This window comes from Pseudooceanicola pacificus (genome assembly GCF_009789075.1).
Taxonomy (GTDB): Bacteria; Pseudomonadota; Alphaproteobacteria; order Rhodobacterales; family Rhodobacteraceae; genus Pseudooceanicola; species Pseudooceanicola pacificus.
Map to the genome: position 1 here is coordinate 19,961 of NZ_WNXQ01000015.1, position 11,638 is coordinate 31,598.

Annotated in this window: 14 protein-coding genes; 12 read left to right on the forward strand and 2 right to left on the reverse strand. The window is 59.6% G+C overall.

All coding sequences use genetic code 11. The features are described 5' to 3' along the window. The first annotated feature begins 28 nt into the window (after positions 1-28). From GLS40_RS17220 to GLS40_RS17235, 4 genes are read left to right on the forward strand one after another with little or no spacing between them, the layout of a single operon-like run. Positions 29-844, forward strand: a complete 816-nt coding sequence (locus GLS40_RS17220) for an SDR family NAD(P)-dependent oxidoreductase (protein WP_268892980.1) — start codon at positions 29-31, stop codon at positions 842-844. Further along, positions 837-1,640, forward strand: a complete 804-nt coding sequence (locus GLS40_RS17225; RefSeq protein ID WP_043753635.1) for an enoyl-CoA hydratase-related protein — start codon at positions 837-839, stop codon at positions 1,638-1,640. The genes GLS40_RS17220 and GLS40_RS17225 overlap by 8 nt, the downstream gene beginning before the upstream one ends. Before the next feature lie 12 nt (positions 1,641-1,652). Beyond that, entirely contained in the window at positions 1,653-2,135 is a 483-nt protein-coding gene (locus GLS40_RS17230) for a PaaI family thioesterase (RefSeq protein WP_027264417.1), read from the forward strand. After that, positions 2,135-2,536 (forward strand): PaaI family thioesterase, encoded by a 402-nt coding sequence (locus GLS40_RS17235; protein WP_028093915.1) that lies wholly within the window; start codon positions 2,135-2,137, stop codon positions 2,534-2,536. Before GLS40_RS17230 ends, GLS40_RS17235 begins: the two co-directional genes overlap by 1 nt. Here GLS40_RS17235 and GLS40_RS17240 read toward each other — a convergent pair. After that, positions 2,518-3,840 carry a TetR/AcrR family transcriptional regulator gene (locus GLS40_RS17240; RefSeq protein ID WP_235905975.1) on the reverse strand — a complete coding sequence of 441 codons (1,323 nt, stop codon included), beginning with the start codon at positions 3,838-3,840 and terminating at the stop codon, positions 2,518-2,520. The two genes, GLS40_RS17235 and GLS40_RS17240, sit on opposite strands and share 19 nt — an antisense overlap. 169 nt (positions 3,841-4,009) lie before the next feature. On the opposite strand from GLS40_RS17240, the gene GLS40_RS17245 reads away from it, so the two are divergent. From GLS40_RS17245 to GLS40_RS17270, 6 genes are all read left to right on the forward strand, one after another. Next, entirely contained in the window at positions 4,010-4,771 is a 762-nt protein-coding gene (locus tag GLS40_RS17245) for a glucose 1-dehydrogenase (protein WP_027264415.1), read from the forward strand. Positions 4,772-4,884: 113 nt separating this feature from the next. Then, the gene (locus GLS40_RS17250; RefSeq protein WP_043753639.1) at positions 4,885-6,822 is read left to right on the forward strand and encodes an AMP-binding protein; all 1,938 of its coding nucleotides are present in this window, start codon (positions 4,885-4,887) and stop codon (positions 6,820-6,822) included. After that, the gene (locus GLS40_RS17255; protein ID WP_043753641.1) at positions 6,819-7,673 is read left to right on the forward strand and encodes an SDR family oxidoreductase; all 855 of its coding nucleotides are present in this window, start codon (positions 6,819-6,821) and stop codon (positions 7,671-7,673) included. Before GLS40_RS17250 ends, GLS40_RS17255 begins: the two co-directional genes overlap by 4 nt. A gap of 4 nt (positions 7,674-7,677) precedes the next feature. Then, on the forward strand, positions 7,678-8,199 hold the full coding sequence (locus GLS40_RS17260) for a hypothetical protein (protein WP_229737742.1): 522 nt from the start codon (positions 7,678-7,680) through the stop codon (positions 8,197-8,199). A gap of 197 nt (positions 8,200-8,396) precedes the next feature. Next, complete coding sequence (locus tag GLS40_RS17265; protein WP_043753644.1) at positions 8,397-8,852, forward strand: PaaI family thioesterase; 456 nt, start codon at positions 8,397-8,399, stop codon at positions 8,850-8,852. 305 nt (positions 8,853-9,157) lie between these two features. After that, positions 9,158-9,658 (forward strand): DNA-3-methyladenine glycosylase I, encoded by a 501-nt coding sequence (locus GLS40_RS17270; protein WP_081979686.1) that lies wholly within the window; start codon positions 9,158-9,160, stop codon positions 9,656-9,658. A gap of 87 nt (positions 9,659-9,745) precedes the next feature. Here the strand turns inward: GLS40_RS17270 and GLS40_RS17275 are convergent, their stop codons facing one another. Then, positions 9,746-10,174 (reverse strand): MarR family winged helix-turn-helix transcriptional regulator, encoded by a 429-nt coding sequence (locus tag GLS40_RS17275; RefSeq protein WP_043753647.1) that lies wholly within the window; start codon positions 10,172-10,174, stop codon positions 9,746-9,748. A gap of 98 nt (positions 10,175-10,272) precedes the next feature. Here GLS40_RS17275 and GLS40_RS17280 point away from each other — a divergent pair, with 98 nt between their 5' ends. Both GLS40_RS17280 and GLS40_RS17285 read left to right on the forward strand, forming a co-directional pair. Then, positions 10,273-10,707: a DoxX family protein gene (locus GLS40_RS17280; RefSeq protein WP_028288569.1), complete on the forward strand. Its 435-nt coding sequence runs from the start codon at positions 10,273-10,275 to the stop codon at positions 10,705-10,707. After that, complete coding sequence (locus GLS40_RS17285) at positions 10,704-11,408, forward strand: glutathione S-transferase family protein (protein ID WP_043753650.1); 705 nt, start codon at positions 10,704-10,706, stop codon at positions 11,406-11,408. The genes GLS40_RS17280 and GLS40_RS17285 overlap by 4 nt, the downstream gene beginning before the upstream one ends. Positions 11,409-11,638 lie beyond the last annotated feature (230 nt).

Below are 11,638 nucleotides of genomic sequence, written 5' to 3' on the forward strand. Positions count from 1 at the left end.
GAAATCAAGGCGTTACGCGTCGGATCTCATGGCGGGCCAGGTTGCCCTGGTCACGGGGTCTGGATCTGGAATGGGCCGGGCGACGGCGATCGAAATGGCCTCTTGCGGGGCCAGGCTTGCGCTGTTCGCGCGCCGGGAAGAGCCGCTGGAGGAGACCGCCGAGATGATCCGGTCGGCGGGGGGCGAGGCCTTTGTCGTGCCCGGAGATACCCGCGACGAGGACAGTATCGAAACCGCGATGGGACGCATCAAGGACCACTACGGGCAGTTGGATGTCTTGGTGAACAATGCCGGCGGCCAGTATATCGCGGCCGCCCGCGATATCACCAACAAGGGCTTCGAAGCCGTGATCCGCAACAACCTGATCGGATCTTGGCAGATGACCCGGGCAGCGGCGGATCACTTCATGTACGACAATGGTGGATCGGTTGTGTTTGTCACCGCCATCTCGGCGCGCACCGCGCTTACCGGCTTTACACACACCGTCGCCGCCCGCGCCGGTGTGACGGGCATGATGAAAACGCTGGCCGCCGAATGGGGCGAGTACGGCATCCGGCTGAACTGTGTCGCGCCGGGCACGATCAAGACCGATGCGCTTGGCCGCTATCCGATTCCGCCGGAACAGTGGAAAAAGCTGAACCGCTCGGTGCTAAACCGGATGGGGGCGGCCGAGGACATCGCAGGCACGATCATTTTCCTGGCCTCGAAACTTGGCGGTTTCATCACCGGAGAAGACATTTATGTAGACGGCGGTGAGACCTTGCATATGGGTCATGACGCGCGGGACATGATCAACCCCGCGATGTTCGAGAAACGCGAACGGGGAGATGGCAAGAATGAATAAACAGCCCGTCCTTCTGGAGATTTCCGACAGGATCGCTACGGTTACGCTGAACGACCCCGAGCGGCGCAACCCGGTCACCGGCAACGACATGATCGCTGCCCTTCTGGAGACCTTCGCCAAGGTGCAGGCCGATCCTCAGGTCAGCGCGATGATCCTGACCGGGGCCGACCCGGCCTTTTGTGCAGGCGGGGACATCAAGGAGATGAACGATCCCGACAGCGTGTTCCGCAAGGAGCCGCTGGCGGCGGCGCAGAGCTATGTTGATGGGGTGCAGCGGCTGCCGCTTGCGCTCTACAACATGGATATTCCGACGATCGCCGCAGTCAACGGCCCGGCGGTGGGCGCGGGGTGCGACCTGACCATGATGTGCGACATGCGCATCGCGTCAGAAAAAGCAAGGTTCGGCGAGGTGTTTCTGAATCTCGGAATCATTCCGGGCGATGCGGGCAGCTGGTTCCTGTTGCGTCGTCTGGGCCACCAGAAGGCCGCCGATCTGACCTTCTCGGGGCGCATGGTCGAGGCCAAGGAAGCGCTGGAGCTTGGTATGGTGCTTGAACTTGTGCCTCATGAAAAATTGATGGAACGGGCCCGTGAACGGGCCGCTGTCATCGCCGCGAAACCGCCGCGCGCGGTGCGGGTCGCCAAGCGTCTGATGCGCAATGCCGAACGGATGGACCTGCCGGATTTCCTGAATTCCGCAGCGGCCTATCAGGCGCTCATGCATCAGACCGAAGACCACCACGAGGCGGTTGCTGCGTTCGTCGAAAAACGAAAACCCAATTTCACGGGGCGTTAAAGGAAAGATCGCATGTCAGACATCACCCAAAAGAAGATGGAGCAAATCGCGCAGATGTGGAATGCGCGCGGCAAGGGTCTGATAACGCATATGGCGCTTGAGATCGAAGAGGTCTCGACGGAAGGTGTTCGGGTTCGGATGCCGTTCAATCCGGACTTTTGCGTCGATGCGGAACAATCGCTGCTCCACGGTGGTATCCTGACGGCACTTCTGGACAGTGTCTTTGGACTGGCGAACTTTGTTGCCATCGAAGGCGTCAGTACCATGGCCACTCTTGACCTCAGAGTTGATTACCTGCGCCCGGCCCGTTCGCGCGCGGATGTCATCGTTCAAGCGCATTGTTTTCGCAAGACCCGCCACATCGCCTTCAATTCCGGTAGCGTCTGGTTCGCGGGCCATGAGGATGCTGAAATAGCCAGGGGAACCGCCTCGTTTGCATTGACGCGCGGCGAAACCAGCCTGTTTGACGCAATGACAAAAGGAAAAACCTCGTGATGGACGTGCAAACTGTCAATGCCAATGTATCCCGGGTGCCGTTCTTCCGATTTCTCAACTTTGAGGTCAGAAGTCTAGACAGTCTCCATGCTGAGGCGGAAATGACCTTTGATGACCGCCATATCGGTAACCCGATCATGGAGTACTACCATGGCGGCATAATCGCGAGTTTTATGGAGGCCACTGCCGCCATCGCGGTACAGCCCGATTTCGCCGACGTTCCGGCCAAGCCGATCAACCTGACCGTCGATTACCTCAGACCCGGTGTGAAGGGACCGCTTTTTGCGCGCGCTAACGTCACGCGCAAAGGCAAGCGGATGGCAAGCGTCAGCGTGCTCAGCTGGCAGACGGATCGGGAAAAGGCGGTTGCCGAAGGGCTGTATCACTTCCTTCTGGTCTGACCGGGGCAACCGCTTTCAGGGCTACCTTGTCCTGTGGACGGGGTCGCTTCCCGGTTACAAATGCCTTCCAATAGCAGATTGATGAGCATGCTGGAGAATTCAGGCAGTGATAGATATCCTTCCACTCCTGCCTTGTTCGGGTCGAACCATTCCACCGTCCAGTTTAAGGCACCCAACATCACTTGGCGCAAGGGGACGATCTTGATATCCGACCGTATGGCACCGTCGTCCTGAGCGTCACGGAGTATCCGATCCCAGAGTTTTCCATACTCATGGCGAATACCCCTGTGCCTCTCCCTGAAATGATTGGGGAGCATTCCATAGCTTCTGATATTCGCCGAGGTGAATTCGCTTGCCTTGAAGAGGAAATCCAGGTGCGCCCAGATTGCAGTCGCTATCCTGGCGTGATGATCGTACGGGGCATCGAATTTCCGAACGGCGGCTTCGACACCTGCTAGCAAGTCCCTCAGTCCGGCGTTTAGAACTTCGTCAACGATCGCTTCCTTGGAGTTGAAATGGTAATAGACGCTTCCCGCTTTCATGTCCGCTTCTTCCGCGATCTTTCTCAGCGTGGTCGCCTTGTAGCCATTGTCCCTCAGAACGCGCGCTGCGGCCTTTAGAATTTCTGCACGGGTCTTAGCCGCCTTGCCGTCGGGATCCGGGGTTTTGGCGGGAGTGGCGGGGCACAGCTTCAAGCCTCCGGTACCCGCCTTGCGATGTGGACACATTCCGTCAAGTATCAGCTTACTCATTCGTTCCGCGAGGATGCGCACCGGATACTTGTCGACATCGTACCATTCTACGGTCCAGTTCATGGCACTCAGGATGAACTGGCGGATCACAGCAGTGGATATGTCGCTTCGAAGGTGGCCGGCGCGTTTGGCGTCATTCAGGAATTTGCCCCAAGCCCCTGCATATGATGCACGCAATTCGCGATGCGGGGCGCGTGTTTCGTCCGACAACATCGGATAGTTCCGAATATTGGCTGACGTGAAGTCGCTGTCGGTCAATAGGTAGGTAAGGTGTGTTTCAATCAGCAGTCTGAAAGTCTTGCGAAAATCCTCCGAACTTATCGGTGCCGACCGAACGATTTCACTGACCGCCTGATATAGTTGACGGACGCCAAGATCGAGAACATCGCTCAGAATCTGGTCCTTGGATTGAAAATGATAATAAATGCTGCCGGCCTCAATGCCAGCTTCCTGCGCGATGTCGCGCATAGTCGTTGCGTGATAGCCTTCATACCGAAAAAGTCGCGCAGCCGCCGAAAGGATACCCTCACGTGTCCTCTCAGACTTGCTCAAGTCTTCGCTCAGTGTCCTGGGTGGGTCAGTCTTGTGTACCATTCCATTTCGATACTTGCGGGACACGAGACTGTCCATTGCATTAAATCTAACAAATGTTAGAATAATGGAAGGAACGTTCCGAATCAAGTTCTTTGCCAAGATGATAGCGGAAGAGGAGGACCTCCATATGCGAGGGTTGAGTGGAAAACGCGTGATCGTGACCGGCGGCGGCAGCGGCATCGGGCGCGCGGTGTGCGAACGGTTCGGCGAAGAAGGTGCCGAGATTGCGATCTTTGACATGAGCGAAGACGGGGCGAAGGAAACGGTTCGCCTGATCACCGAGGCCGGCGGCAAGGCGCAGGCCTTCAAGGTGGACATCACCGACCGTGCCCAGGTCGACAAGGCTGTAGCCGAGTTCGAGGCCGGGGGTCCGGTCGATGTGCTGGTGAACAATGCCGGCTGGGACGTGATCAAACCGTTCCTCGACACCGATCCCGACCTTTGGAAAAAGGTCATCGACATAAATCTTTACGGTCCGCTGAATATGCATCACGCGGTGCTTCCGGGCATGGTCAAGAACGGCGGCGGCCGTGTGGTCAACATCGCGTCCGACGCCGGACGCGTCGGATCATCCGGCGAAGCCGTGTATTCGGCCTGCAAGGGTGGCATCATCTCGTTCACCAAAACCGTAGCGCGCGAACTGGCGCGTAAAGGTATTCAATTGAATGCGGTCGCCCCCGGCCCGACCGATACGCCGCTGTTCGCTCAGGTTGCCGAGGGCGAGGCCGGTCAAAAGATCGCCGAAGGTCTCAAGCGGGCGATTCCGATGAAGCGTCTTGCGCAGCCGACGGATTACCCTGGCATCATCTGCTTCCTGTCGTCGGACGACGCAGGGTTCATTACCGGCCAGGTGATTTCGGTTTCGGGCGGCCTGTCCATGCACGGTTAAAACGCTGGCAGCAGCGCCGGACTCAAGGCGCTGCTGCCATACCGTGCCAAGAGTTACCTCCCCGACTGGCCGCGCCTTATGTGCGGCCCTTTTTCATTCTAGAAAGGTTGCGAATGTTTCAGCCAGGCTCTGACATCCAGCGGACAAGCACGCTGACCGCATTTCTGAGGGGCTGCGGCATTGACAGTTACGAGGAACTCGTCCGCCGTTCGAATGAAGACCCAGACTGGTTCTGGGGCCAGATCATTGACCATGCCGGGATACGGTTCGCGCGGCCCTACAGCCGGTTGCGAGATATCTCCGAAGGGCCCGAATCGATCCGGTGGGCCGTCGGGAGTACTTTGAATCTGACGGAAACCTGTCTTGACGCCCGAATTGCCGATGGCTTGGGCGACAAGGTCGCAATCGACTGGGTCGGCGAAGACGGAAGCCGCCGCCGCTGGACCTATTCCGACCTTACCGCCGAAGCCTCCCGCGTCGCCTCGGCCCTTGCCACGCGCGGTGTAAGGCCCGGTCAGGCGGTGGGCATCTATATGCCGATGATCCCCGAAATCGAGGCCGCGCTTCTGGGTATTGCCCGGCTGGGCGCGGTTGCGGTGCCGCTGTTTTCCGGTTTTGCGCCCCATGCCATCGTATCGCGCCTGAACGACGCGGATGCCGTGGCGGTGTTGACGGCGGATGCCACACCCCGGCGAGGCAAGCCGGTCTGGATGGAAGCGACCCTTGCCCAGGCTTTGACCGACGTACCATCGGTTCATACCGTGATCAGCCTGCGACGGTTCGGCGATGCGGTGGCCGATCCGGCCCGCGATCTGGACTGGACCGAAACAGTGGGCCGCGCCAGTCCGGAGTTTGCCGCCGTTCCCGTCAGTGCCGATGACACCTTTCTCATCGCCTATACATCGGGCACCACCGGGCGGCCCAAGGGTGTCGTGCATACCCATTTGGGCGTGCAGGCCAAGGCCACGGCCGATTTCCTGCTTTGCCTCGACATGAAACGGGATGACCGGCACCTCTGGATGACCGACATGGGGTGGGTCATGGGACCGCTCACCCTTTTATCGGTGCTCTTGTCCGGTTCGACTCTGGTGCTGGCCGAGGGCGCACCATCAATGCCCGGCGATCCCTTCAGGCTGCTGCGTCTTGCGTCCGAGATGGAGGTCACGCATCTCGGCGTGGCCCCGACCCTGGTACGGCAGTTCATGACGCAGGATACTGAATCTTTGTCGGGCTACGACTTGTCGTCCCTGCGCATCGTCGCCTCGACCGGCGAGCCCTGGACCGAGGATGCCTGGCTCTGGCAGCTCGATCATATCTGTCGCCGCCGCGCCGTGCCGCTGAACATCTCGGGCGGGACCGAGCTTTTTGGCGCGATCCTGACCTCGACCGTGCTGCACGAGCTCAAGCCCGGCGGATTTTCGGCCCAGGCCCTGGGTGTCGGGGCCAAGGTTCTGCGCCAGGACGGCAGCGAAGCCGCACCGGGCGAGGTCGGCGAACTGGTCGTGACCCAGCCGCCTCTGGGTCTGACCCCGGCCATCAGGGGGGACCGCGATCGCTACCTTGACACCTACTGGTCCACCTTCCCCGGCCTCTGGCGGCACGGCGACTGGGTGCGCTGCGATCCGGACGGGACATGGTATATCCTGGGCCGGTCGGACGACACGCTGAACATCGCCGGCAAACGCATCGGCCCGCCCGAGATCGAGGCGGCCCTGACCGAAACCGGAGAGGTGGTGGACGCCGCGGCCATCGCGGCACCTGATGACATCAAGGGCGTGGCTGTCGTCTGCGTCTGCGTGGCGGCACCAAATGTGTCGCCGGGCGCGGAGCTCGTGAACCGGCTCAAGGATCGTGTCGGGGAGATCGTCTCGAAACCCTTCCGCCCGCGCGAGATCCACTTTGTCGAAGCGCTGCCCAAGACCCGCAGCATGAAAACCATGCGCCGTGTCGTGCGCGCCGCCTTTCTCGGTGAAGATCCAGGCGATCTGTCGTCGATCAGCAACCCGGAAACCATTCAGCCCATCGCAGACCTGCAAAAGGAAAAGTCATGATCACTGTTTTCGGAGCCACGGGCACGACTGGTGCGCCCCTCGTCGACACGCTTCTGGCAAAAGGCGCGACCGTGCGCGCTGTCACCAGCGACCTCTCAAAGTTAGACGCGCTAAAGGCCAAAGGATGCGAGGCGGTCGTCGCGGATTTCACCGACCCTGCCGCGCTGGCGCGGGCCTGTGACGGGGCAGAAAAGATATACCTGGTCACGCCTGCCCATCTGAACATGCGCCAGTGGAAGGCGAACGTGATCGAGGCGGCCAAGTCCGCGGGCGTGCGCCATATCGTTTTGGCCACGGGGCTTGGCGCGTCGCCCAAGGCGGGGCTGACCTTTGGCAAATGGCATTCGGAAACCCAGGAACTGCTGAAGCAAAGCGGCCTTGACTGGACCTTTGTCCAGCCGACCTATTTCATGCAGAACCTGCTGTGGCAGGCCGGCAACATTGCAAAGGACGCCGTGTACTATGACGATCTGGGCGGCCCCGTGGCCTGGATCGACGCCCGCGACATCGCGGATGTCGCCGCCGAGGCGCTGACCGCTCCGGGGTACGAAGGCAAGGTTCTTGGCCTGACCGGGCCCGAAGCTCTTGCAGGGGATGACATCGCGGCCCTTCTGTCCGGGGTGACGGGACGAACAGTGTCGTGCGTGTCCCTGTCGGCCGAGGATGCCAGGGCGGGCATGGTGGCCGGCGGAATGCAGGACGAGGTCGCCGGGGCCATGGTCGAACTGGCCTCTATCGCGCCCAGGGGCTACCTAGCCGGCATCGAGACCACGGTCAGCGAGGTGGTGGAGCGCCCGGCCCGCCGGTTTGCCGATTTCATCGCCGAAAACCGGAATGCTTTCGTCAAGTAACCTGATGGCGCCGCCGCTTTATCTCGAACTGGCGCCGCCTGAGGAAGCGGCTAAACAGATCGACCATTTGTTCGTGTTCCGCGATACCGGTGTGCTGAGCGGTGGTGGACGCGGGCGGTTCGCAACCGACCTCTTTACCCTTTCGGTAACGCGCGACGACAGCGGCGGCGGGCGCGTATCGCTGGCAGAACCGCGCCCCTATTGTTCGCCCCGCCCAAGGCCATTCCTGGGTGTCGTGGCCGGGCTGCGACTGTCGTCACGACCGCAGCGATTTCCCGACTCCAAAGGGCTGGACATGCTGGCCTCTGAACTGGCCAGGGTTCAGACCGGGGACGATGACCTGCCTGCGCTCATCGCGGTGCTTGACGGCCTTGCGAGAGACCTGCGCTTTGCCGCACCACCCGGAGCTTACAGCCACCGGACCAAACGTCGAAAGGTGCGGGCGGAAACCGGCGTGTCGCGGCTAGCGACCTTGCGACGCTTTCGCCGGGCTCTCGGGCAGCTTGCGTCAAGACCCTGCCGCTGAGCGATCTAGCGCTGGACGCCGGATATTACGATCAATCTCACTTGTCCGCCGCTTGCCGGATCTTCGCCGGCAAACCGCCCGGCGCGTTGCGCGCTCTGTCTATACCGCGTCGTTTTGACCTTTTGCTACAAGATACGCGCCCCAAAGACCGCCTAAGATTGGTCATTGACGAATGAAATCGAAGAGGAAGACCCGCCATGACACAATTCAAACCGAAAAACCCCGACTATGACGCACGCGTGCGCAACAGTTTCGATCGCCAGGAGGTGATGAACACGTTGGGGATCAGCATTGCCGAGCTATCGCCCGGTCGCATTGTTCTGGAGATGGCACATGAGGATGCCCTGACCCAGCAGCATGGGTTTTTGCATGCCGGAATCGTGTCGACAGCGCTGGACAGCGCCTGCGGATACGCGGCCTTTTCGCTGATGTCAGCGGACGCGGCAGTGTTGACGGCCGAATTCAAGATCAACCTGCTCAACCCGGCGGACGGCGAACGGTTTCGCTTCGTCGCTGACGTGGTGAAACCAGGCAGGACGCTGACCATATGCGAGGCGCGTGCCTATGCCGTGAAGGGCCAGGATGAAAAGCTCGTCGCAACGATGACCGGAACGCTCATGGCGCTGATCGGGCGGGCGGGGGTCGCGGACTGAGCGCAACCCGGCCGCTGCACATCCGATCCGGGCGGCCGGACCGATTATTCAGACAGCTGGATCAGCTGTTCCAGCGGCTCGCGACCTCGGCCAACCGTTTCCCGTAGGCGCGCGCGGTATCCAGATCGCCGCCAGCAGGTTCAGACCTGCCAAGCGGTAATGTTAGCCTTTAGCAGTGCGGTCGCCGATTGTCCGTCGTCAGGGTTTTTCGGAGAGCTGAGACTGTATCGTAACGGAGGATCTGGTTCGGTTTCTGTTCAAGTTTATGCGGCAGCGGCCTGATGCTGCAACCGTAATTGGAACGGATGGACGCCCACGGTGCCGATGGGCTGCCGTCACACCGGAGTTTCCAGTCAGGGCTGAGCTGGCGCACCATTCTGGCCAAGCGCGAGAACTTTCGTGCTGCCTTCGCCGGGTTCGACTTTCGGGGAGTTGCGAACTTTGACGACAACGACATTGAGCGCCTACTTGCCGATGAAGGAATTGTTCGCTATCGAGGCAAGATCGAAGCCGTGATCAACAACGCTCGCCGTACTTTCGAGGTCGTCCAAGAGGAAGGCTCCTTCGCCGCATTCATCTGGCTATATGAACCTGCCAAGGACGACGCACTGCCACAAATGCGGTCCAAATCAACAGCGTCCGAGACCCTTTCCAAAGACCTACGAAAGCTTGGCTTCAAATTCGTGGGACCGACCACCGTATATGCATTCATGCCGGCCATGGGATGTATCAACGATCACGCAGAAGTCTGTTGGATGCGAAAGGACGTCGAAACAGCCCGAAATACCCTTCGCACACCGACATAGGCAACTGTCGGCCAATTAACGTGAAAAAAATCAAGGCCACTTAGCGTGGAAAGTCACAGACAGGTTTCGCGTCAGTCGACCGAGACTTCAGAGCCTTGAGAGTAGCGTGGCCAATTGAGCGGCGTCTTTGGGTTTCAGCTTTGCGCCGATCCTTTCCGACAGAACCCGTTCATAGATCGGCCACATCGCCCTCCTGACAGATTTACCCTTTTCAGAGATAGAAATGTTTTGACCTCGCCCATCTTCCGAGCAGTCCCGTCGGTCCACCAGCCCTGCTTTCACCATGCGGTCCAGCAACCGCGATGTACCGTATTGGGGTAACAATATCCGGTCTTTGAGTTCGAATGGACGGAGTCCGTCCGGGCCTGCCTTCTCGAGTTCGAGAAGCGCGTCATACCATGCAAGTGGCGGGTATCCTGCCGATTTCAGAGACGATTCGACAGCCTCAAGCAAAACGCGGCTTTTAGTCATGAGGGCTGTCCAGGCGGCCTCAGTAGCATGGTCAATCTCGTTCATATCCAGCACCTATCATGTGCATGCAAGTGCATCAACCTTGACGTCGCATGTAACGCGCTATATATAGATGCAAATGCATCGACATATGGGATCATATCATGTCAAAATCGCACCTCACAGAATTTGGGATATTCCTGCTCCGTATAGCACTCGGTATCATGTTCCTGGCGCACAGCCTGTTTCTCAAGCTCTTCATTTTCACACTTCCCGGAACGGCGCAGTTCTTCATTTCGATCGGGCTGCCCGGCTGGTTTGCTTATATGGTCTTTGCAGTCGAGGCGATTGCCGGTGCCTTTTTGGTCCTCGGCATACAGGCGCGGTGGGTCGCGTCGGCGACCGTGCCCATCCTGGCCGGAGCGACCTGGGCTCACTCCGGAAACGGCTGGATGTTCGGATACGAGAACGGCGGGTGGGAATACCCGGCCTATCTGACGCTGCTTGCCATCGTGCAAGGGCTTCTGGGCGACGGCCGTTTCGCCCTCAGCCCTTCCTTCGCGCCCGGTAACGTGCAGATGGAGGGAGAGACAACATGAGCCTCCACCTCATTAGCCATGCGCTCTGCCCATATGTGCAGCGCGCGGCGATCTCGCTCACTGAGAAAGGTGTCACGTTCGAGAGAACTGACATCGATCTTTCGAACAAGCCCGACTGGTTTCTTGCCATATCTCCGCTGGGCAAGACGCCTGTCCTGGTTGTGGACGGGACGCCGATTTTCGAATCTGCGGTTATCCTCGAATATCTTGAGGATACACAACCCCACGCGCTTCATCCGCACGACGCTCTTGATCGCGCCCGCCACCGTGCCTGGATTGAATTTGGATCTGCTGTCTTGAACGACATTGCGGGGTTCTACTCGGCGCCGAACGAGAAAGCGTTGGAAGAAAAAGTGGCGGCGCTCCGCGCAAAGTTCCTTCGGCTGGACGCGGAGCTTGGGGAGGGACCATGGTTCGATGGCCACCGGTTCAGCCTCGTCGATGTCGTATTCGGCCCGGTCTTCCGCTATTTCGACGTTTTTGACACCATCGGAGAGTTTGGCGTCTTCACAGGGCTTGCCCGTGTAAGGGCCTGGCGACATGAACTGGAGCGTCGGGTTTCTGTGAAGAATGCCGTCAGTGAAGATTACCCGACCCTTCTGCGTGACTTCATCAGACGGCGCAATTCTTACCTGTCCCAGATCATGCAGACAGGAGGGCCGAAGAAGACAGTTACACAGGTGCGATCGGCTGACCGCTGATCACTTGATATCGTTTTGTCGGGCCGCAGTACAGAACCGGACGTTTGAGGTCGCTTGGCGAATGTCCGCTTTGTCCCGCACATCGGATAGTCGCCGACTTTCCCTTGAAGGCCCGCAGCAGCCCCAACCGGCAATTGCCGGCAGTCCATGCCCGTCCGTGCGATGCGCAGGGTTACTGCTGCCCCCACAGCGAAACCGGGAACAAACCACCGATCGCATTGATGAATGGC